Raw genomic sequence first — 24,833 nt, 5'->3', positions numbered from 1 at the left:
AAAGAGTTATGTTTTTTGAATTTTGTAATTCAGATTTTTTATGGCAGTCGTTAACTTACCTTTCGAGTCCCTACTTTCCGATTCAGGTTTGAGTCAATGGAAATCGCAAATGGATCAACTTTTGGCAAATCCCTCGGATTCTGCTGAGGTAGTTTTTGAGCATCTCAAGGATTCATTAAATAACCCCATCAAACTTCCGGTTGATATTTCGAAAGTCGGTAATCAATATGTTATTGATTCTGCAGAGGATTTAATAGCAGACAATTTTGAATTTTTTCTTCATGAGTTGGCTTCAGTCCTGAATCAATTTCAGATCAAATTAAATGATGCAGGTACTCAGATAGATGAACTTTTAGTAAAAGGGGAAACGGAGCTTCTTTCGCTCCGAGATCGGGTAAGTAATGAATTATCAAAGATCCCCTACACAATAGAAATAAGAGATAATGGCGGTGTCAAGGAATTCTTTATAAATCAAACCCAAAAAATAGAATGTAAGATTCAAGGAGTTGATTTGACAATTAATTCTTCTTCCTGTTCATTCACACTTTCTCAATTAACGCAGTTACAGCTTTCTGTTGATGCCTTTTTGCCTGGGCTACAAAATGAGGATGGAACAGGCCCTCACAAGGTGGGTTTGGAATTGAATTATGGAGGAGGAGTTTTTAATGCCACAGCTTCAACTATTCCCCTAGCTAGATTTCAAGGAATACAGGCTACAATTAGCCAATTGACGCTAATTATACAGAATGGAGAATTCCAATCCGGGTCTCAAGTGTCGGGAGAATTTATCTTTGAATTTTTGGATTCTGGTCCTGGTGGTCCCGGTAAAATCGATTTTGAAGTTTCCTTATTAAATAATGGTGATGTCAATTACCAAGCTCAAAATCCCGAAGGGCAAGAACTAAAAAAGGGAAGTGTATCGATCTTTTTTCAACAAATTGAACTTACAACCCATACTTCTTCTCCCGCGGAGGTAACTATTAATGGATGGGCACAATTGCCTGGAGTCATTGACCAAGGAACTCAACAGCCTGCAAAGACTCAATTTCAATTCAATTATTCTGATCCTCATTTTGAATTCACCGGAAATAATTTTTCACCCATTCCTTTGGGTTTTTCTACCATCACCTTCAATCAAGTCTTTCTTCGAATTCATAAAGACGGAAGTTTGGTTCAAAGTGATTGGCAAGGCCAATTAGAGCTACCGCTCTTTTCAACTGGCAAACTGGATTTTGAGATAGCTTTTCTGGATTCGAGTCAAGATGAATTAGAAATCAGAATCACCGGCAATCAGCCTGTTTCCCATGGCGGTTTTATCTTGAATTTGCAGCAATTCACGTTAGCCTATCTGAATGGGCAAGTTCAGGATATCAATGGTCAAGGTACCCTAACCATTCCTGAGATCACCTCTGGTACTCCAATTGAGGTAGATGTTCAATTTAATCGTACCGGCTCTGATGAAAATCTACTGATTCAAGCTTCAGATTTTGGGACACCTGAAATAGCGGGTTGTCAAATTGATTTTTCCCAAATCCAATTTGAATTTCTAAACGGGACTTTTACTGGAAGTCAGATAAATGGAAAACTTAAGCTACCTGATACAACTGATGGAGCGGGTATTGGCTTTGAGTTGATGTTCTCCAATGGGGGTAATGATTATTTGATTCAATTGACAGGGAATCCTGCAGATAGTGAATTAAACTTTGGCCCGATTTCGTTGCAAATTCAAGCTTTTGAGTTGATTGTTCAGAATACAGCACTTCAGGCAATATCCGGGAATGGGCAATTGCAATTTCCCGGCTTGAGCCAAGCTTTCGCTTTCAATTTTGGAGTAACAATCAATGGGGGAAATACGGAATATGAAATAGAAATCAATAATGTCCAAGCAGATGTTGCCGGGTTTAGCCTGAACTTTTCCCAAATTACCTTAAGCAGTCAGCGATCCCAACAATTTTCAGCGAGTGCGATTGGGAGCTTGACTTTATCGGTGTTTGATGATGGAGGAAGTTTGGATTTTGCCTTTGCTATCGAGCGAACCGATAATTATCAAATTGCAGTAAATAGTGGCTCTCAGTTTGTTCGATTTGGTGATTTTGAGTTAAATCAGGTCCAGCTCAGCCTTCAGGTTTCTGGAGGGGTGGTACAAGATTTTACAGGAAATGCCACACTTCTTATTCCTGGATTTAATTCTCCTAGCGCTGTATCCCTTGCCTATTCCCAAATTCAAGATCAATATTTAATCAATCTTCAAAATCCACTTGACCTCGAATTATTTGGAGGAGAAATGCACCTAGCATCATTGGATTTTGAGATTCGAAATGGAGATTTCCAAAATGGCTCTGCTGCTGGAGCTTTTAAATTACCCGATTCAACGGGGGGGTCTGGAATCCTTTTCGAGTTAGAAATCGGAAATACTGGGCAGAATTATTCACTAAATCTTACAGGAACTCCTGATCAGAATACCTTAGAATTCGGACCTGTTCAATTGCAATTTCAGAGTTTTAATCTTCTGGTCCAGAATGGAAATCTCCAGTCAGTCTCGGGTTCAGGCGCTTTGCAATTCCCAGGATTGAGTCAACCTTTCACATTCAATATTTCAGTTGATACATCCGGGCCTAATCCTATTTATGAAATAGAGCTACAAGATGTCACAGCGGATCTTGAAAGTTTCAATTTACATTTTGACCAAATTCGGATTGCGAGTGAAAAGTCAAAAGATTTTGAGGCCGATGTCAATGGTCAAATTACGCTTCCGGTTTTTGATGGCAACCCGATCGGATTTGAAGTATCTGTTGCTAAAACCAACAGTTATTCGATTCAAATTGATGGAACAGGGCAAAGTTCGAATTTTGGAATGTTCGTCCTCAGCGATGTTGAATTTGCCATTCAGGTTTTAAGTGGGAATGTTCAAAATGCAAGTGGGTCCGCTGGATTTCACATTCCTGAACTAACTGCTCCGAATCAGCCGTTTTCAGTTGCCGTAAATTATTCAAAAAACGGAAATGAAGATTTCGCCCTTTCTGCATCCGGTTTGCCAGCAGTTGATTTGGCCATTTTTACGCTCAATATAACTTCCTTAGCATTTTTAATCCGAAATGGGAATTTTGAATCCGGCGATTTAGAAGGAACGATTAGCATGCCCTTTTTTACCAATGGCGGGGGGCTCAATTTTACTTTCGAAGTAAGCAATGGGGGCAATAGTTATTCAATTCAAATCCTTTCGGTGGGAACCCTTGAAGGCAATGGGTTAGAACTTAAAGATGTTGATTTGGATTTGGTTGTTTCTAATGGATCAATGCAATCCATTTCCGGAACCTCGAAGTTTAAACTTCCGGGTGGTGATGATTTCATTCAGGTAGCTGTTGCCTATAATTCAGGACAGAATAAACTCAGTTTCTCGGCAAGTTCTTTGCCGACTTTTAAAATTGGAGACCTTGATTTTGCATTCTCTCAATTTGGTTTTGCTATTCAAAATGGAAACCTGATGGATGCAATTTTTGCAGGGCAATTGACGATCGATGCCTGCGATACAGGGCACAACTCGTTGGATTTCAGTTTTCAATTATCCGATGGAAATGATTATACCATCCAGGCAAATACTGGGGGTAGTCGAACTGAGCTTAAATTAGGGGATGTCAGTTTATTCATCGATGACTTTGATCTGAGGATTTTGCAAGGTGAATTGGAAAGCATCCAAGCCGCCGCCGCATTGGGTTTCTCAGGTTTTGAAAATGAAAGCGGTTCGGGTCCTGCTGAAATAGGAATTGGTTTCAGTTACGAAAAAGCTACCAAAAAATATCAAATATCCCTTTCCAGTGATCAAAAGATCAAAGTAGGAGGTTTTGCCTTTACATTGAAAGAGCTTGAATTGGCATTTACTTCTTTAAGTCTTCAGTATCCATTTTCATTTGAAGGAGAATTAGAAATACCTGGTTTGAAGGATGATTCAGATCAGCAGGCCAAAGTAACTGTCAGTTTTGAAGTTCCTTCTGCGGGGAATTTTTCTGCCTCGATAGGAAGTACAGCAGTTTTTCATGTTGGAAGTATCAAAATTACCATTTTGGATATCTCCGTTACCAAAAACCAAGATGAAATCACGATCAAACTTCAAGGGCAACTTGAGTTAGAAGGAATTGGAGGCGCGGATGGCGCCACTGCTATCGGAGTTGATATAGAGATCGATAATCAAGGAGCATTTAGCATTTTGGGAACGGCAGATCCAGCTTTGAAAGTCTTGGATGTCCCAAGCGTAGTTCGGATATACTTGAGTAAAATCGGCCTGAGCAGGACTGCTTCCAATGATTGGGGTTTCAGTTTAGGTGGATTAATAGAAAATCAGATTGTCATCCCTGGTATGGATGATCTGCTGCCAAGTCAGATCAATCTAAAGGATTTACAGTTTGGGGAATCGTTTGATATTGACTTGGATATCCGCTGGCCTTCAGGCCTTAATATTTCATTTGGAGGAGCTCAAAGTGAGGCTTTAATTCCTGTAAATGGGAAATTCGGAAATGCAGTCAGCTTAGATGCGCTAAAAATCACATACAAAGACAATGGGACTGCAGGTGCAGATATTGGAGTAGCATTTTCAGGAGCAAGCATAACGCTTGGACCAGTGGCCGCTTCCGTGGAGGGATTAGGAATAGAGGCCACCTTAGTCAAGGCTACTTTTAGCAATGGAGTGCCACAGGGAAATTCCAATTTTGGAATAGTCAATATTGACATACGCTTCAAACCACCAACAGGACTAGGAGTTTCGCTAGACACGCCGGTATTTACCGGAGGAGGTTATTTGTTTTTTGATAAAGAAAAAGGGGAATACGCAGGAGCTGTCGAGTTATCCTTTATGAATCTTTTCGCAGTATCTGCGATAGGAATCATCAATAGCAAAATGCCGGATGGCAAGCCGGGAACCTCCGTATTGTTTATTGTTTCTGTGGAGTTTGCAACAGGGATCGCCTTAGGGTTTGGATTCTTTTTGTCCGGATTGGGAGGGATTTTAGGTATTCATAGAACCATTCAAGTAGAGCGACTACGGGATGGTGTTCGGACCGGAACCATTCAGAATATTCTTTTTCCAAAGGACATCATTGCCAATATTAATAAGATTCTGACCGATATCAAGGAGGTCTTCCCAGTGAAGCGAGACCAATTTGTTTTGGGTCCAATGGCTGCTATTACTTGGGGAGTTCCTACACTTCTCCGGGTAGATTTAGGAGTAGCTATAGAATTTGCAAATCCTGTAAGGTTTGGGATTCTAGGAGTTCTTCGAGTGATTTTGCCTGATGAAAATGCCGCCTTGATCAAAATTCAGGTTGCTTTCCTCGGCATGATCGACTTTGAAAAAGGCATGCTGAGCTTTGATGCAAGCTTGTTTGATTCTAGGGTGCTTACTTTTGGACTAGAGGGTGATATGGTTTTGCGGATTTCGTGGGGAGCAAAGCCGGATTTTGTACTCTCGGTGGGAGGTTTCCATCCGAGATTTAATCCACCTACTCATCTTCAAATCCCAACGATGAAGCGGCTTACCTTGAAAATTCTTTCAGGTAATCCCCGTCTGACATTGGCTTGTTACTTTGCAGTCACATCCAATACAGTCCAATTCGGAGCTGGTATCGATTTTTATTTTGGGGTAGCAGGTTTCAAAGTAGTCGGAGAATTTGGCTTTGATGTTCTGTTCCAATTTTCACCTTTCCGCTTCATTGCCGATGCACGGGCAAGATTGGCAGTCAAGGCTGGCAGCACCACTTTGCTCAGTCTTTCTCTGGAATTTTCGCTCGAGGGACCGACCCCATGGAGAGCAAAAGGTACCGCCAAATTCAAGATTCTTTTCTTCTCAGTCAAAGTCAAATTCGACGTCACTTGGGGAGACAAAAAAGATACAACACTACCGGATATTACGGTCTTCCCGCTACTTACCGATGCAATGGAGGACATTCAAAACTGGAGAAGTATACCTTCCAACCCGAATTCTCCTGGATTACGCATGAGAGGTTTGGCATCGGAAGAAGAGTTGATTCTTACACCAAATGGTTCGATAGAAATCAGTCAGAAAATCGTACCGCTTGAAGTAGAGATTTCCAAGTTCGGGCAATTCAAACCTTCAGATTTTACTCTTTTTGAAGTAGACGAGGTGAAAATCGGAAATTCATCTGCCAATTATTCTTATATCCAAGAAGCCTTTGCTCCAGCTAATTTTATTGACATAGGAGATAATGAAAAGCTCAGTCTCCCTTCATTCGAAGATCAGAACTCCGGTGTCAAATTAAGTGCAACTGACGCCTTGAAATGTGGGGGAGTGGTAGATAGAACGGTGGAATATGAGCAACATGTGATGGATGAAGCCAACCAGGCATTTGCTATTCAAAAACTGGGTGCTTTAGCTACTTTCAGCCAAAAAGAGACCACTTTCTTCTCAAGAAGAGGAGCTGTGGGACGGTCTTCTTTGTCGGCTTACAAATCCCAGGTACTCAATCCTAAAAAAGTTGCCTTGCAAAAACCGGGTTTTGCAGTAGTAGGCACGGAGGATTTGCAAGTTGTTGGAGCTGCCCAGCATCTGTCTTACATGGAAGCTGTGGAGATAGCCAAAACTTCCCAAAAATCGGGAAAACAGAGTGTTCAAGTTGTTGCCAGTGATGTTTTAGCCTTATAAGATATGCCAGATTCAGTTTTTGCTAATTATTCATTTTTACCTTGGGTTAGACAAGGATTAGGGAATGAAATCCTAGAAGCAGATTTTTTGGGAAATACTTTGCCAAATAACGCTACTCTTGAGCGCCCTGAAATCACTGTGATAACGAAAGTGAAGGCTACCAAAGCAGAAGTTTCACAGACTCATACAATCACCAAAGTTGTCAAAGTGCAAGGTCCTGGAGATGTTTTGGGAGTGAATTCCAAATCGATCATCAGAGTACATCCTAAAAAAGGGGTCACAAATTTTGAGACCAATAATCTTTGCTACGTTGAGTTTTACGAAGAGGATTTGCCTTGGCGATTTACGCCTGCCAAGCCGGTAGGGAATAAACTCAGGCCTTGGTTGGCATTGATCGTATTACGGGAAAATGAATTTGAAAAGAGTACAGGTGGAACTCCCACTCCATTTATAAACATCAATAATGATGCGCTGGGGGAAGTTTTTTGTAACGAAAAGGATACCTATGCCTTAGCTCACGTACATATTTTGGAAGATTTGGGTGATTCTCCTTCCAATCCTGCATCCCAATTATCTGATAAACTTTCGAAAAATCCGGATTTAGCTCTTTCTAGATTGCTATGTGCAAGAAAGCTGGAATATACAGAGCTCTCGCCTTCTTTGGATTATGACCCAAATGTTTACCATGCTTTTTTGATTCCGGCATTTGAAACCGGAAGATTAGCAGGTTTGGGATTGGATACAGAAGGAGTGCCAGCCCAAAAGCCTTCTTGGTCCCGTACAGCGATTAATGGAGGTACAAATCCTTCCAGTTACCCCTATTACTATACCTGGTCCTTTAAAGTAGACGAGGGAGGGGATTTTGAAAGCTTAGCACAGCTATTGGAAGCTCGTGAACTTCCGGAAAATATTGGCAAGAGAGAAATGGAGATGGAGGATATGGGCTTTGGTATCAAGCCAGTCGGTGCGGATTCACTTGGTTATGTGGAGGGAGCATTAAGGCATCCCGATTATCAAACTGCTCCTTGGCCAATGAGTCAGCAGGATCTTAAGACCCAATTATTGAGAGTGTTAAATCTTTCATTTGATCTTCAGGATAAAGCTCCTATTCCAAACCCAACCTTTTTCTATTCTCCTAATGCAGAACAAGATCCAATCATCACCCCGCCCATTTACGGTAAATGGCATAAAGGAGTTAATAAGCTAACAGCAAATGGATCAGATTGGATTCATCAAATGAATCTTCATCCTAGCCATCGGGCTGCTGCAGGTTTGGGCGTTCAAGTGGTTCAGAAGAATCAAGAGCACTTCATGGAGATGGCTTGGGAGCAGATCGGGGAGATTAATGAAGCCAATCAAAAAATCAGAGAAAGTGAGTTGATAAAAAGGGCTACCCAAGCCTTAGCGATTAAAAAGGTTTTTAAGCTGAATCAGTTCGATCTAATTAATGCCACCGGAAAAGCCTTTGAGGTATTGAAGTTGGACGCTCAGTCTACCGTCAAAAAAGCATTTAAAACTTCCATTGTGCCCACCTCGATTCGCTCTGGTACCTTCTTGAAGGTTGCCAATAATTTTACGCCCACAGCCTTGATGAATGACGGGAAGGATGGAGCCTTGGAAGTTCTTAATCAGGATTTGTTTGTCAAACTGAATATTCAAAAGGAAGAAAATGGGAGAATTTCAGCTGCTCCGAGCCGTTCTGAGCCTGCCATGATCTTACCTACTTTAAAGGCCTATGATAATATCGTAGATGTGGTTGTTGAGAAACCTCCTGTTTCTTTCATGGAAAAGTTGACTAATGCGATTTTGGAGTTTTCTACTATGAATTTTTCAACTTCAGAGGTAATGGCAAAGCTGACTGATTTGGAAGAAGAACCCAGAAAAAGAGCAGAGGATATTCTGAACGGAATTACCAATAGGCAGAAAGTAGATGAAAATAGGACATTTGTAATCAATCCAGACGTATTCGAAGATAGAATCAATCCAAATTTTACGGAAGGGATTTATGGCCCTAATGATGAGGTTAAGTTTGTAAAAGGAGGGGCTGTCTTAAGCACTATTGTACAATATATTCATAGTACCACGATTAAGACCCGAGAGGATTTTCTAACTAGTTTTTCCGATAAGTTTGTAATCTCTCAAGGGACTGATAAAATAGCAAAACTGGTTCAAAAGCCGCTTCGTGCCTCTTTGCCTTTAGATATACAGGATAAAATACGGGCGAAACTTGACCCTAGGGTAAATTTTACCCGGAAATTGGCTTCCTTTTTTACCTCAAATATCATTCTCAACAATAAGCCAATCATGGCTTATCCGCGGTTTCCAATACCGGTATATGAGTATCTCAAGGAGATTTCTCCTGACTACATCATTCCAAATATCAATGAAATCGAACCCAATACCATTACCCTGATGGAGACGAATCGTCAGTTTATCGAGTCTTTCTTGATGGGGATGAATCACGAGTTTTCGAGGGAATTGCTATGGAGAGAGTTTCCTACCGATATGAGAGGGAGTTATTTCCGGCATTTTTGGGAATATGACAATGACCCGATGAAAGATGTAGAAGTAGGGGACGATTATGAGGCTTATGTGGAGGCGATGCTCGCCAATCAAAATGCACGAGCTGATATCAAAGAAATCCATAAATGGAATAAAGCCCTGGGGAAAAATGAGGAAAAACCAGGTGCTGGTCTCGTCCTCCTGATTAAAGGGGATTTGCTCAGAAAGTATCCAAATACGCTAGTTTATGCCCAAAAGGCTGTTTATAAAAATGGGAATCCGGCTCTTCCAAGGCAATTAAGTGATTACAATCAATCCGGAAATGTCAAATGGCCTATCCTTAGTGGTTCCATTGAGCCAGACGTTTATTTCTTTGGTTTTGAGCTTTCTCAGGAAGAGGCCAATGGGAACAGAACAAATAATCCAGGTTGGTTTTTTGTACTTCGGGAAAGACCTGGGCAGGTAAGTTTTGGACTGGATGATTTGGATGGGGCATTGGATATGACTCCTGACAATTGGAATCAAGTGACTTGGGAACATCTCACAGGGAATGCCTCTAAGCAACCTTCTTATTTGAAAATAAACGGAGTGAATCTTCAACTCAGTCCTAGTGGAACGGGTCCAAGAGCTGCACAATGGGGTGCAAGCAGCAGCGATATGGCCTATATTCTTTATCAAGCCCCCATTCTTTTTGCACGACATGCATCTACCATGCTAAACGATTAAGCGCTATGGCTATCCCAGAACTTGTAGGAAAATATAACGACCCGGTTTTTCATCAGATCAAAAATGCCTTCAATCAGCGGAGTGATGATTTCCCTATCTTGATGTTGCCAGTTCGACTGGAGACTAAATTCATGAAGTATTCACGGTTGGTGAAACCATCTGTTCCGGGTAAAGGAGACGCCAATACCATCATCCAATTGGTATACAAGCTCATTTATGAAGTCCAAATTTTGGAAGATGCAATCATTGAATTTCAGCCCTCAGAGGATGAAGAAAAGGAAAAAAAGGCCACGGTTATTTTTGCTCGTAAGGAGAAACAAGCCAAAAATCAGTTAAAAAAGAATTTTGCTGACTTCCAAAAGGAAACAGAGCGAATCACAGGATTAGTCAATAAAATCAAAGAAGCAGAAAGAGCTGATAAATTGGTGCTTCGACATGCAGCGGGAGATTTAAAATCTGTGATTCAGCCATTTTGGATTTGGGATGAGCTAGCTCCTACAAAGGCTAGTCTGATGGATCGAGTAGAGGAACTCGTCAAGGCAGTCGAGCGACTCAAGACACCCTCTCGCTTTGTCTACGAAAAAGGTAAACTCTACCTAGATGCACTAGAAAAATTAAATAAAAGTATCGATGGGATTTTTGTTTCCAACAAAATCAATGCTGCTACACTTGATAAGGAGCTAAAAAATATTGAGGATCGACTGAGTGAAATGGATGCCTTGGCAGATGCTCCTGATTTTCGTGCTACCGAGGATATGATCAAAAAAATCCAAAGCAATATTTCTTTGATTAAACGAAAACATAAGAGCGGAAATGTCAGACTTACTAATTTCAAAATCGGCTATACAGGCAAAAAAGATCTCAAAAGAGAGGAATATGAACTTCGAAAGAAGATCAATTCTCTCAAAGAAAAGATCGATCAAGAGACAGTTCCAGTAGTTCGGTTTAGAGAAACGCTAAAGACCTTCCCAATCAAGCAGCTCAACCCTAAAATTGTTAAGGCAAGTTTTTTTATTGCTGCCAAAGTAAAAATTGGGATAAAAGACTATCGAACCTTGATTTCGGTTCAAAAGGAGCTAATTACGCAATTAAAAGATATTCATAAACATGCCCAATTACCACTTGACGGTAGCTTGGATGAGATCAATAAGCTGAAAAAGAATTATGGGGTTTTGAAGAAGCAGTTGCTTAGCTTTCAAGCTGCTTCAAGAAAAATCAGAACCAAAACCCCTTTGGAAAAAAGAGGTATTGCCAAGCTAAATACACAACTTTCGGGATATCTAAAAGATATGCAGGAATTAGAGCCAGGATTTAAAAAACTGGAGAATCAAATTCTAGCAGAAAACAAGATCAAGATAAGTTCACTATCCTCCCTAGCAACTCGCCGAAGTATTGTCAATGCCCGGGATGTCATTGTTGCAAATCGAGAAAAACCTCCAAAGCAAGCTCTTGAAGATTTAAAAAGTCAACTTTCTCAGCTTCAAGAAAAAATAAAAACCACTGCCTCCAGTACAATCTTACTTCCTAGAGGTGAATACAATCAGCTCAAAAGTGCATATTTCAGTCTTCGGGACCAAGTAAATAATGTGCTCAAAGCCAACCCTCTACCCGAAGCAGAAGGTGCCCGAGCAGAGGCAGACCGAATGTTGGTGAGCATCGAAAATCAGATTTTGGATCAGTTGGTTGACATCAATGATCCTAGAGATCGATTTTATGAGGATTATCGAAACCGGGTGATTTTTACTCCTCGCACGGAAGAGGTGAATGAGCTTTGGGTACGGATTTTTCCAGATGACATCGCCATAGACAATCATGACGAACGGCTTACCGATAATGAAGAGCAGGCTGCAAAAGACTTCTATTACGAAGTTTACAGTAAACCTGAATCTGAGCGGGAGTCGGCCAAGTTAGGCGCATGGCGTGCAGTAGCTGTAAGTTTAGGGGTACGAAGAGCCGCCTATGCCATTCGTGCTTTGGAGCCCAAGGAAATTGTAACCGGGAAAATCGAAAAAATAAAAGATGAATTAAAGGACTACTTGATCGAGGAGCTTGGGTACGTAAAAAACAAATCTCGCTTACAGCCTAAATCTGATTCAAAATTAAAAAAGCTTGAAGAAGCATTTGCCTCAGCTCCATTGCGCATAAAAAAACTCTTAGCATCTTCTCATTTTACGCCTTGCTTAGAGACAAAAGGCACTTTAGATATTGCTATTTCCTATTTCCGACAGTTGATCGAAAGCCTTGAGAGCTGGATTACCTCCCGTACATCGGCCTTGCAAAAATCTCAAATTGAGCAGTTGGCTTTGCAGATCAATGAGTTAGGAAAAATTATTTATGAATATTACAAAGATCATCTAAAAGAACTTAATGAACCTTTTAAACCTGCGTTGACCTTTCCAAATGTTCCTAAGAAAACCAAAAGCTGGGATCGGGCAGGGTTTACAGAAGTTTTACCAGATCGTTTTGTAGTGATTACCAAAAGGGGTGATCAATATCAACATATAGCCACGGGAAAAACTATACAAAAACCTTTACCGGTCAGTTTAGATCCTAGCGGTGATCAAGCTGACTATTTCAAGCATCTACCCAATGGTGATTTGGAAGTGCCCGGAGAGATTAACTGGATGTTTGATTTCAATGCGGCCGTGGAGGCAGGGATGGCAGTCAAGATTCCTTTGGACAAGGATGATTGGGATAAAGGATTTGACTTAGTGATGGTATATGGTGTTCAGAATAAGGATGCGAATCAAAGTCAAGAACTCTTAAATAAATTGTTTATCAATCACCTCTACAGTGAAGGTGGATTGGAATATTTGGCAGCAGGAACTGCTACAAATAATACAGACCAAGTGAAATCTCCTTACAGGGCATTAGACGATGATTTGGACGGAGCTTTCGATTTATTTTTTGCTTCAAACCCGCCTAAATATGTAGACAGTTTCGATGATAAGGATGAATTAGAAGTTCCTGATGGACAGTTCTTTAAAGAAGCACTTGGCCTACCTGAGTCTTTAGCAAATTATATCAGGAATCATGACAAAAAAGACATTTGTTTGGGAAGAGCTATGAATAGAGCACTTTTCAACGCTACCCTGAAATATTATTTCAAGGTGATGATTCCTAACCTAATGCAGGATTTCGACATCAATCAGACCATGTTGTTTATGCTGCACCATGTGTCTGCCTTGGGAACCTTGCCAATCTTTCGTGTAGATAATCAGCCCTATGGAATTGTTCCCGTTTCTCCTGTTGAATTATTCAAATCTCAAGGATCCACCGCTAAGGGAACTGAAGCGAATTATATCAAAAACCTTACACTCTTTTTAAAACAAACCAAAAAGGGATTTGAAAACTTCAGAGATAAACCCCTTCATATCAATAGCGATCAATACAAGGCAAATCCTCAAGCCGAATTTTTGAAAGTTCTGGGGCTAGAGCCATTTTCTAAGGAATTTTTCTATCGCTTTGGTGTCAATGCTGCTAATAGATGGCAAGATCCTGATGAGGAAGGAGAAGGCTTCCAAGTAAATTGGGACTATTTAGAAGGAGCCTTCACTCCAGGTGAAGTTGCTTACAACTACAAGCAACTCTTAAGTGGTTTGGGGCATACCACTACAAATACACAGACTAATGCTATTTCTAAATCAAATATTTATAAAAATCGATTTACCGAAGGGAATTTTATACTGGGACCCTTGGTACAGGATGAGCAATTAGGTCAAGGTCCCTTAGCGGTTACTGATAAGGGGAAAAATTATCTGGAATGGATCCTAGATCAGAATACATTGGAAAAAGTAACCAGTCTTCATTTTGAAGATCTTCCCAAAGTCGAGATTGATGGAGAGGAAAAAACACAGTATTCTGTCTTGATGGCCATGATACGAGGTGCATGGGTATATGACCATGGAACCTATGCGAGGAAAGCTCTTGAAAAAATCAAAAATCTGGATGTATCAACTCTGGAAAGGTTGCTTTCTTCCCACATTGACTTGGTTACTTATCGATTGGATGCTTGGTTGACTGGCTTGTCAGATTATCGCCTTAGAGAATTGCGGAGTGAAAATCCATCAGGAACTTATCTTGGAGCCTATGGATTTGTCCACGATTTACGAAGATCTGAAGAAATGGAATCAGTCCCTAAACTTCCAAAAGGACTTGAGTCCTCAAATGGTCAGGATGTTAAAAAATTGCCGGATAGCCAAGGATTTATCCATGGTCCAAGCATGAATCATGCAGTCACTGCTGCAGTTTTGCGAGCCGGATATAATTCCATCAAAGCAAAAGGAGATAGCAATAATGCCTTATCGGTGAATCTTACCTCTGCAAGAGTAAGAAAAGCCCTTCATCTTTTGGAAGGAGTTGGGAATGGCCAAGAAACGGGAGCACTTTTAGGATATCAGTTTGAGCGTGCGCTACATGAGAAATATGAAGATGGATCAGGGAATCCATTGGAAATGGATGTTTATATCTACCGATTAAGAAGAAAATTTCCTACGTACTCTGACTCTTCGGTAGATCCTACTGATACCACTCAGTCAGAATCGATCAAGGCCTTAAATGTAGTCGATGGATTGGCATTAATAGATCATGTTGAGAAGCATCTTACTGATGCAGGATTATGGAATCCTGATCTAACCTTTGTGGATAATATCATCAATGACAGTGTCTCCCCTGTTCAGTTTAAAGGCTTCCCTTGGGGATTGGCAAGTCAGCTCCCCAACCCTGCAGCTCCAAGCACGGGTTCTACAGCAGAGTTGGAGCGAAAAAAAATCAGGGCAATTGTTCATGAATTAGACAATATCGCGGATGCTATCGATGCCTTAGGAGATTTAGTGACGGCTGAAGGAGTTTATCAATTAGTCCGGGGGAATCATGTTCGGGCCAGTGCAGTCCTAAATGCAATTTCTGAAGGCAAGGTCCCTCTTGATCCTGAAATAATCAAAACTTTCAGACAAGGAGTAATGGTGACACAGAGAGCTTTGCTTCAAATTCCTGTCATTCAAAATTCAAGTTCTCCATGGGTTGGTGTGGAGGCTAGTCCAAGAAGCAAGGCAGAACCATCCCTAAATCACTGGCTGGCGTCAAAAATTGGGGACCCTGAGTTGGTAGCTTGGAAAGCAAGCTTTGGAGATACAAGTACCTCTATTAGTCTTTCAGATTTGGGAATGCAGCCAATCGATTTGGTGCCATTGGTTACCAGTGGGGGAGATGATAGTTTGGGAGAGTTGCAGGCTAGATGCATCGATTATTTAAGACAAAACGGAGCTACTTCGGAGGATGATATTTCGATCCAATTCAATGAAGCATCTAGTTCATCTACCTTGAGTTTTGGAGAAATCGTATCCATGCTTCAGCATTTGGGAAAAGTAATCGGGTCAGCGAGAGCAGCAGATGCGAGAGATTACCGGATCGCTGAAGATGATTTGAATTTTGGACCTGAGGCTGCAGGAGTTGATTTGACAGATTTGAATACTCGGATCACTACAGCAATAAGTGATTATCAGAACCTTTTGGATTCTTTATCGCCATTTGAAGCTTCCAAAACATCCTATTCTTCTTCCGAAAATGATTTGGCAATAGATTCCTTGAAAGCTTTGTCAAATTTTGGTTTCTCGGGATTTTACCCCGTTGATCCAGCTGAAGATGTCCTTTCTTTGGCTCAGCGCATCCTGTCGGCAAAAGTCAAAATGGCAGAAAACATCACTTTTGCCCAAGCTCAACTTTCGGAATTAGAATTTGAAATTGATCAGGGTAAATGGATCAGTTTTGCTTCAGAATTCTCTACTAAGTTTTTTGGAAGCGGTTTCAAAATAGTTCCTAAAATCACCTTGAGCAATGAATCTGATTTGAGTGGGCAACTCAGTATGCATAGATCAGAAAGTCCTTTGCGACATCAAAACGAAGCTCAGCTTCAAGATTGGTGGTCAGGAATTTCATTGGTTAGAAACCGACTTGGTTATTTGGAAACTGTTTCGATTTTGGGCGAAGTGCTTCACGATGATCAGATCAGTTTTCAGCCAGTACAATTACCATTTGATCTAAATAATCTGCCCCCGATAGCCGAAAGGGATTATTGGTTAGGAGCTGAATTTCCAGATTCTTATATTCCTGATGGGGATCGTTTGTCTTTATTGATTTTTGGAAAAGAGAATTTACAAGCTAACTGTTGTAGTTTGTTTTTAGACGAATGGATGGAAATTATTCCAGATCCGAAAGAGACTACTGGAATAGCATTTCATTTCAATCAACCTGATTCCAGAGCCCCTCAAAGTTTGCTTTTAGCGGTGCCACCTGAAAAAAGAGGTACTTGGGATTTTGAGGAATTAGCACTTTGTGTGGAGGAAGCTTTTCAATTGGCAAAATTAAGGGCAGTTGAGCCGGATCAAGTAGATAAATCTATGTTTTCTCAAGTATTACCTGCTACCGCAACCTTGGCATTTGGCGATGATGAGTTTGCCCGAAAACTAGCGGCATCTGACGAAGATGAAACCAATGATGGATCATCCGGAGGTGATGCGCTCGGTTATTTTATCGATTATACCAGTGTGAATGTTGGATATGAATCTGAAGAATAATGACAACAATAAAGCAATATTTCCCCTGTGAACCTTTCAGAGCCTATAATCGAATCGAAGGGCGGCCTCGTGAGGAAGAATTGGACGATTCACTTGCTGCAAAAATCAATGACCCTTTATGGATGTTGGCTAGACAGTATCAGTTTGGGGAGTTGAAAGGTGAGGATGCCGGATCGGCGATTTTTGCAAAAGCTGCTATAAATATGGTCCGAATGACCTCATTCACGGGAGGTGACGGAAATAAAATACCATACACGGAAGATTTACCTTTAGAAGCAAGGGTAGAGCGATTGATTCCTGATATAGATTTGAAAATGGCTGTACGGATCGGGAAAAAGTTTTTGAATCTGCTCGATGAGGAAGGGGTAAAACTCCCTACTAGCCAAGGGTATAATACTGGGATGTATCGGGAGCAGTTTAAAGAAAAATTCCCTTTTACTATACCTCAGTTTCAGGAAGATGATACGGCTCAAACAACAGCTTCAAAAGCTCGGGTGCTAAGTTTGCAGCAGTCAGCTTCCTTCCTTCGAGCAGTGAGCGGGAGAGCCGTAAATGGGAAGACTCTTTGGTTTCTTTTATGGCAAAATCCAACCCAAATCAATCAACTGATACTTGCTCCGAATCAATCACCGAATGCTGAAAAATTTATTCTTTCAAAACATAAGAACTTGCTGCTTTTGGTTGCTGCTAAATGGGTTGAATTTGTGAAGAATGAATTGAATTTACCAGAAAGCGATGAACAGGATTGTTGGTTAAGGGAGCGTCTTGAATACAGTTTTCGAACTGAAGTGGATGAAGGTGATGGAACCAAAACAGAATTAAATGCTGAGGAGTATTTTCATGGCCATTTAGATTGGTTTTCATTTGATGTGGCCAAAGAAAAAGGGAATTCCAACCTAGCCTACGATGAATCCATTAGAAAAAGAGAAGTGCTGACAGTGATTCCTTCCGAAGCAAGTTTTGCAGGGATGCCGAATTCACGCTGGTGGGAAATGGAAGATGGCTCCATTGATCTCGGCAATCTGAAGGCTTCTGACACTGATATTGCCAAAATTTTGGTGACTCAATATGCTCTACAGTACAGCAATGACTGGCTGGCTATTCCATATGATATTCCTACAGGCTCCATGGTTGAGGTAGAAGGGATTTTGGTTCGGGATACCTTTGGTCAAAACTTCTTTGTTGAGGCAGCTCACAAAGATGGTGAAAGCTGGAATGAGTGGAATATGTATTCCCTGACAGTAGAAAAAGGGGAATTTGAAACTCCTGATTTTGATAAAAGAGTGCTTCTTCCATCAGCAGCAGTTAAGACATTGGAAAGTGAAGCAATCGAAGAAATCAAATTTATTCGAGATGAAATGGCAAATCTGGTTTGGGGAATTGAATCCAAAATTCCTAATGGATTAGGTGAGGGGATTGACGGTTATGAAGCTGCTAAGAACCTTCAGGATGAATTCAATCGCTTAATCAAGCCAGAGGAGATTCCTTCAGAGATTACACTTCCAGAAAGTGTAAATGCTTCGGATGAAATCAAGGTATCCACATATAAAGCCCAATTGAGGTATCAATTAGGGAATAGTGTGAGTGAGAATTGGATTCCATTTATCCCTGTTCATCAGCCAGGCTCAAATCGTGAGATTCATTTCCAGAGAGCATCCATGCCGCGAATCAATGAGTTACATGCTCCTCATGCCATTCGTCCGAGAACACCACTTCTACGAGATGGGATAGATGAAGATGATAATCAGCTTAATCCTTTGTATATCAATGAGGAAGAGATTCCAAGGGCAGGTGTCAAGTTAACGAGTACCTACCAACGTACAAGATGGTATAATGGAAAAATTGTGTCCTGGTATGGCCGAAGAAAACGAACTGGAAGGGGAGAGGGAAGTAGCGGATTAAGATTTGATTTGGTATTGGAAAATAAGGATTGATTGACTAAATTAGAAATATAAGATTGGTAATAGTCCTTCGGGAATTTAAGATAAACGCACTACGGTGTTAGGAACCTGAGCAAGCAAGGAAGAAGAACAAGAAATTGAATCTTGAGAACAGTATGACAACGAGTTATGCTTCAACTTTCTGTAGGCACAGTGACGTCTTCTTCGGGAGACGTTTTTTATTTTCCATATTTTTCGAGCAGTTCCAATACGGCTAATTCGGGATTTTCAAAGTCTAAAATTAAATCAAATGAAGGAGTGGTTGCCTGATTATAAGAATCGCTTTGGTCAAAATATGACATTAAGCCCCGCATTACAAATGCATAATTCCTTTTGATTAGTTCGCTTTTCAGTGCTTCCGCCTTTTCAGGACCAATTCTGAACTTTAATTTTTCAATTCCAGACTCAATTTCTTTGTCATTGATGCCTGCATAGTCTGAAATCAGCCTTTGAATACGAGAATCTTCGCTAAGCTGGAGTTGTACTCTTTTTCCTTTAGAAATTTGATCTAAAAGTCTGTAGGGAATCATGTTTTTGCCGAGGCTATATTTTTCAGACTCCACAAAAATGGGTTTTTGAGGATCAAAGTCAGATAAGCATTCGGCTAGTTGTAGGATAAAAGATTCTTGGCTAGGCTGAGTTTGCTTTTTCAGGTTTCCAAAAGTAGAACCTCGATGATTTGCGATTTCTTCTAGGTGAAGAACTTGATGATTTTTACTTCTAAGGAGTTCCAGCATAGCGGATTTTCCGACACCAGTTTTTCCATAAAGGGTGATAAAGTTGAGTTTGCTTTTGAAAACTTCTTCAGCCTCTTGCAATAGCCCATCGATACCGTTTCGATAAATATAGATTTCCTTAAAAGGCAGGTAATGCTGCCAAATTGCTTGTGCCATCAAGCTTTTTCCCTCATCAAATAATAAAATAGGTTTAGTGGAGGAAAAATCCGATTGGTGAGATTGGATTCTTTTCATTATTTCCTTCCCTACCTCACTAGCAAATCCTTGTTTTCGTAGTTTTTTGAGTTCATTGGCGGAGTATAAAACCAAGGTTTGACATTTAGGGATTTTGATTTGTAGCTGAGATTCACGACTCCGGATATCTAGACAGTGAAAATTATCCCACCCACCAAAAATCGTATGTTGATACTTTTTTTGATTCATGACGTATCATCTTATTCTAAGATACTTAATTAGGAGCCAAAGCTTAATGATTATGGAGGATAATTTCTAATTCATTTTAGCTTGGGAAATCTCTATTGTACCTTTGGGGAGTAAAGTTTTATCCCATGTATAGAAGACCGAGAAGAAACCGAAAGTCAGAGGCCATCAGAAATCTAGTTCAAGAGACTTCAGTTGGAGTCGAGGATTTAATTTTTCCTCTTTTTCTTGTTTCAGGTGAGAAAAAGAAGATTCCTGTGGATTCCATGCCGGGAATTTTTAGGTTTTCGATTGATCAAATGTTATTTGAAATCGAAGAATGCCTCAAGCTTGGAATTCAAAGCTTTGATGTGTTTCCTGCCTATCCAGAAGAACTTAAAGATCCATTCGCAAAGGAGAGCTACAATCCTGAAACATTTTATCTTAAAGGTTTGAGGGAAATCAAAAAGCGATTTCCTGAGGTTTGTCTCATGTCGGATGTAGCCATGGATCCTTATAGCAGCGATGGGCATGATGGGATCGTACAAAATGGAAAAATCCTCAATGATGAGACATTGGAGGTTTTGGCAAAAATGTCATTGGCACAGGCAGATGCAGGTGTGGATATTTTGGGACCATCGGATATGATGGATGGCCGGGTAGGTTTTATTCGGGAAGAATTGGATCAGCATGGGTTTACCGATGTCTCTATCATGTCCTACACGGCAAAGTATGCAAGTGCATTTTATGGGCCATTCCGGGATGCTTTGGATTCTGCTCCAAAGTTTGGAGATAAAAAGACCTATCAGATGAATCCTGCCAATTCCAAAGAAGCTTTAATCGAAGCTGATTTGGATATGGAGGAAGGAGCTGATTTTTTGATGGTCAAGCCAGCATTGTCCTATTTGGATGTGATCAAGCTATTGAATGATAACTATCCTCTTCCTGTTGCTGCTTACAATGTATCAGGAGAATATAGTATGGTAAAAGCATCCTCTGCCAGAGGTTGGATTGATGAAGATCGGGCAATGATGGAAATACTTACTTCTATCAAGCGTGCAGGAGCTAAGATCATTCTGACTTACTTTGCAAAGGATTTTGCAAAGACTTTAAGATAAAAAATCTTTCAGGTGAAATATTGATAGCTAAAGACCCAAATCCCGGGTCTTTTTTTGTTATAGGTTATTTTTTGAAGCAGTTTTTAAAGCTTGATCAAAAGTTTTTCTTATTCAAATTGAAAAAAAATCGAATAATTTGAAAATTTATATTTTTCATAATTTATCAAAAATGAATTTTTTTTAAGAAAAAGCATTAAAAACAGAATTTAATTCTTTTTTATCTCTAAAGGCCGCTGCGATCGGTTGTTTCTTGTTTTTCGAAATCGTTTTCAGAAAATATTCTAAACCTCAGCGAAATAATATTTTTTTATCATATAGGGTTAATATTTATTCAAAAACAACTCATTTTTTGAAAAATCATTAAAAAATGGTTTAAATATTAATTGAAAAATCAGAAAAAATAGATTTTTATTAAAAATGTGATTTGTTTTTTAGCTAAAAAATAAACTACATTCGTTTCGAGCCTAGGCTCTCAAACCTATCAAAAATTTTGAAATACGTTCAAATTTAATCCTAAACCTATGAAGTATTTTGTACACGTTTTGGCCAATGAAATGGCCACTATGGATCTCACTTTAGAGATGTCCAAGAACATCCTTACCACAAACAATGTTTGGATGATGCTTTCGACGGCCCTGGTATTTATCATGCACTTGGGCTTTGCTGGAGTAGAAGCTGGTTTTGGTCAAGCCAAAAACACGGTCAATATTCTTTTTAAAAATACCATTACTCCCATTATCGGTATTGTTTCTTATGCCGCTGTCGGATTTTACTTAATGTATCCTGGATTTGAGGTGCCGGGTTGGTTAAGTTTTGACTTTAGCGGTTGGAATATGTTTTGGTTTTCACCTGCAACTGCTGATGTAAGTGCTGATTATGCCAATGCAGGCTATACTTATTGGACTGACTTCTTGTTTCAGGCAATGTTTGCCGCTACTGCTGCCACGATTGTTTCCGGAGCTATCGCTGAGCGTGTAAAACTTGGTGCATATTTGATCTTTACCTTATTCTTTGTAGGGTTTGTTTACCCAATTATAGGTAGCTGGAAGTGGGGAGGTGGTGCTTTAGATGCTATGGGATTCTATGATTTTGCTGGAAGTACACTTGTCCACTCTGTTGGAGGATGGGGAGCTTTAGCTGGTGTCATCTTGGTAGGTCCTCGAATTGGTAAATATGTAAATGGGCGAACTGTTGAAAAGCCAGGGGCAAGTGTTCCTTTGGCGGTAATTGGTGTCTTTTTGCTTTGGTTGGGATGGTTTGGATTCAATGGAGGCTCAGTGCTATCCGCTGACCCTGGATTGGTTTCCTTTGTCCTTGTAACCACTTCTTTGGCAGCCTGTGCCGGAGGCCTTGGAGGATTCTTGGCTGCTTATTTTGCCTTCAAGCGATTGGACTTGGGAATGGTTCTCAATGGAATTTTGGCAGGCTTGGTATCTATCACAGCGGGAGCAGATGTCATCAACCCGGGTGGTGCTGTCTTGGTAGGCTTTATCGGTGGGATTTTAGTAGTGCTTTCAGCTATTCTGCTTGATAAACTTCATCTGGATGATGTAGTAGGTGCAGTTTCTGTTCACCTTACCTGTGGTGTTTGGGGTACGCTTGCTGTAGGTATTTTTTCTACCAACCCGGAACATAGCTTTATGACTCAATTGATTGGCGTAGCAGTTTGCGGTGTGACGGCATTCTTATCTGCCTATGTCATATTCTTTATTCTGAAGAAAACTGTAGGAATCCGTGTTTCTGCGGAGCACGAGCGAACAGGTTTGGATTCTCACGAACATGGAATCCGAGGATATACCATCGTATTCGATGAATAATCTCTAAAAAAGAAGAACCCCTGCCGAAGAAAAAAACGCGACTCTCTTTCGAACGGCAAGGGGTTCTATTGGTCAACTCTATCATTAACCAACATCCAAAATTAAAATGAAAAAGATATTTCTACTAACTATATGTATTTGTCTAAGTACCTCTTATAAAATTTTTGCTCAGGAAGAAAAAGAAGAAACACCTTCCGTATTGACAATTTCAGGGTCTGTTGATGCTTATTTCCGGACCAATTTCAATGCACCCAATAAGGGTGAAAATATGATGGCTCCGGCTAGTTCATTTGCCAATTTACCAGGATTTTCTCTAGGCATGGCCAATTTGATTGCAACTTATGATGGCGAAAAAGTTGGAGCCGTGGTTGATTTGGTTTTTGGTCCGCGAGGTGAGGATGCAGTTTTTGGCTCACCACTTTATTCAGGTGGAATGGCAGGAAGCTCCCAAATTGTTAACCAACTTTATGTCTATTGGAAAGCAACAGACAAGGTCACGTTGACTTTTGGGAATTTCAATACCTTTTTAGGCTATGAAGTAATCTCCCCGACTGGAAACTTCAACTACTCTACTTCTTACATGTTTTCCTACGGACCTTTTTCCCATACAGGTTTGAAAGCTGACATTGCCTTATCGGATAAATTTTCTTTCATAGCAGCCGTCATGAATCCTACCGATCTGACCGAATTTAATCCCTTTGGATCCTTTATTTATGGGGCGCAATTGGGATATTCCTCAGGATCTGGAAGTACATTCCTTAATTTAGTCTATGGGGATAATGACGGGAAACTGGTCAATGATGGAGCGCTTATACCTGGTCAGACATCTTTCGGGAATACCCTACAAATCGATTTGACTACAGGCTTTGATCTGTCTGACTTTTGGTATTTAGGGGTGAATACGACCTATAATACTACCAGTTCGGGGCAGGAATTTGACGGAGGAGATGTTTTGCCTCTTGATGGAGAAGGGTCTGGGTTTTATGGTTTTGCAGGATATCTTCAAGCTAAGCCTTCTGAAAACTTTGGCTTGGGGCTCCGCGGAGAGTATTTCAATGTTTTCAATGGAGGACTTGACGGGGTAGTTGGTCTTGACGATGCCGGAGATGGAAATGTCTTCGCGGTAACGCTTTCCGCAAATGCGAAAATTGGAAATAATTTAACAATCATACCCGAAATCAGACTGGACTCCATGGGCAATAATTACTTTTTGAATAAGGATTTAGCTGCATCCAAAAACCTTTCATCTTTTCTTTTGGCAGCTGTTTTTGCCTTTTGATTCAGAAAACAGGGTCTATTGTTGAAGAAAAAGCCGGGTTGATTTTCAATCCGGTTTTTTTCTTTTTAATGCCTGACTTCCTAGTATCCCTTTAGAAACTAGCAGGTTCAGCATTTAATTAGAATCTGTTTTAAATCTCTGCTTGATTTATTGCCTAATCGGTAAGATTTTCCCAAATCCCAACTTTTTGTTAAGGTTGAAAAAAGTTGGTATCTGTAAAACATTTTTTGGTGGAGGCAGTATATTTAGCTGTAAACCCAAATTAAATCGTATGAAAAAAGGCATTTTCCTTCTTTCGGCATTTCTTCTTTTTGGATATTCTTACGGTCAAAACATTTCAACCGGACCAGCTGCCAAAAACCAAGCAGTGTGGGAAAAGAATCAAAAAAATCCTGTAGTGTACTTCAATGCCAATCCTGAAAATGCTCAAGGGATAGAGGCTAAAAATTCCAAAACTTGGAATCAAAACTCTTCCAAATTAAAAATTAGGACCCGGAAAGAAATTCATAATCCGAAAGGATTGGAAGCGAAAAATTGGAAGCCATGGAAGGAATATTCTGCGAAGAATACTAATTCAAAGGCTGCATATATAATTCCAAAAGGGATGCGAAAGAAAAAAATCTGGTTTCATTGAGAAACAAAAAATGCCCGGTGATTTTCATCGGGCATTTTTAGTTAAAGTTCTTGCTCCCGTTCGAGCATTAGTATTGCTCCTTGGGATACGATGTAATATTTTTCTCCTTCATACATCACCTCATGAGCTCCAGATAACAGGAAAATAGCCAAGTCGCCTTCTTTAGCTTGGAGCGGGACATATTTCACCTTTTCATCATTTTCCATCCAAGGTTCATGGTCTTCTACAGGCATGGGGATGGGGTAGCCTGGGCCTGCTTTTATAATATAGCCTTGCTGGACTTTTTCTTTTTCCTGAACACCAGGAGGAAGGTAAAGTCCCGTTGAAGTCTTTTCGTTGGGTTTTTTAAGTCGAATAAGTACCCGATCTCCCACCACGATGAGTTTCTTTAGCTTATTATCTGGGGTTAATTGCATGGTCTCAAAATAAAGTGTGAAAGAAAGAAAAGCCAAGA

At 40.4% G+C, this 24,833-nt stretch carries 10 protein-coding genes; 8 read left to right on the top strand and 2 right to left on the bottom strand.

Annotated elements, in window-relative coordinates:
• Window positions 1-40: 40 nt before the first annotated feature.
• The 4 genes from E4S40_RS12115 to E4S40_RS12100 are packed head-to-tail and all read left to right on the top strand — an operon-like array spanning window position 41 to window position 18,389.
• Window positions 41-6,652 (top strand): DUF6603 domain-containing protein, encoded by a 6,612-nt coding sequence (locus E4S40_RS12115; protein WP_135074383.1) that lies wholly within the window; start codon window positions 41-43, stop codon window positions 6,650-6,652.
• A 3-nt stretch (window positions 6,653-6,655) separates the two neighbouring features.
• Window positions 6,656-9,880 (top strand): hypothetical protein, encoded by a 3,225-nt coding sequence (locus tag E4S40_RS12110; protein ID WP_135074381.1) that lies wholly within the window; start codon window positions 6,656-6,658, stop codon window positions 9,878-9,880.
• Between the two features lie 5 nt (window positions 9,881-9,885).
• Window positions 9,886-16,455, top strand: a complete 6,570-nt coding sequence (locus E4S40_RS12105; RefSeq protein WP_135074379.1) for a hypothetical protein — start codon at window positions 9,886-9,888, stop codon at window positions 16,453-16,455.
• Window positions 16,455-18,389 carry a hypothetical protein gene (locus tag E4S40_RS12100; protein ID WP_135074377.1) on the top strand — a complete coding sequence of 645 codons (1,935 nt, stop codon included), beginning with the start codon at window positions 16,455-16,457 and terminating at the stop codon, window positions 18,387-18,389. Before E4S40_RS12105 ends, E4S40_RS12100 begins: the two co-directional genes overlap by 1 nt.
• 185 nt (window positions 18,390-18,574) lie before the next feature.
• Here E4S40_RS12100 and E4S40_RS12095 read toward each other — a convergent pair whose 3' ends face one another.
• Window positions 18,575-19,555, bottom strand: coding sequence for a hypothetical protein (locus E4S40_RS12095; RefSeq protein ID WP_135074375.1), 981 nt, complete (start codon window positions 19,553-19,555; stop codon window positions 18,575-18,577).
• A gap of 125 nt (window positions 19,556-19,680) precedes the next feature.
• Between E4S40_RS12095 and hemB the strand changes: the two genes are divergently transcribed.
• The 4 genes from hemB to E4S40_RS12075 all read left to right on the top strand — a co-directional run bounded on the left by hemB (window position 19,681) and on the right by E4S40_RS12075 (window position 24,379).
• Window positions 19,681-20,649, top strand: a complete 969-nt coding sequence (gene hemB / locus E4S40_RS12090; protein ID WP_135074373.1) for a porphobilinogen synthase — start codon at window positions 19,681-19,683, stop codon at window positions 20,647-20,649.
• A gap of 554 nt (window positions 20,650-21,203) precedes the next feature.
• Complete coding sequence (locus E4S40_RS12085) at window positions 21,204-22,466, top strand: ammonium transporter (protein WP_394345420.1); 1,263 nt, start codon at window positions 21,204-21,206, stop codon at window positions 22,464-22,466.
• A gap of 106 nt (window positions 22,467-22,572) precedes the next feature.
• The gene (locus E4S40_RS12080) at window positions 22,573-23,745 is read left to right on the top strand and encodes a porin (protein ID WP_135074369.1); all 1,173 of its coding nucleotides are present in this window, start codon (window positions 22,573-22,575) and stop codon (window positions 23,743-23,745) included.
• A 271-nt stretch (window positions 23,746-24,016) separates the two neighbouring features.
• Complete coding sequence (locus E4S40_RS12075) at window positions 24,017-24,379, top strand: hypothetical protein (protein ID WP_135074367.1); 363 nt, start codon at window positions 24,017-24,019, stop codon at window positions 24,377-24,379.
• A gap of 41 nt (window positions 24,380-24,420) precedes the next feature.
• On the opposite strand, the gene E4S40_RS12070 is transcribed toward E4S40_RS12075, so the two are convergent.
• Window positions 24,421-24,795, bottom strand: a complete 375-nt coding sequence (locus E4S40_RS12070) for a co-chaperone GroES (protein ID WP_135074497.1) — start codon at window positions 24,793-24,795, stop codon at window positions 24,421-24,423.
• Window positions 24,796-24,833: the final 38 nt, after the last annotated feature.

Origin of the sequence: Algoriphagus kandeliae (assembly GCF_004571135.1) — a bacterium.
GTDB lineage: Bacteria > Bacteroidota > Bacteroidia > Cytophagales > Cyclobacteriaceae > Algoriphagus > Algoriphagus kandeliae.
This window is presented reverse-complemented; position numbering and strand designations above follow the sequence as displayed.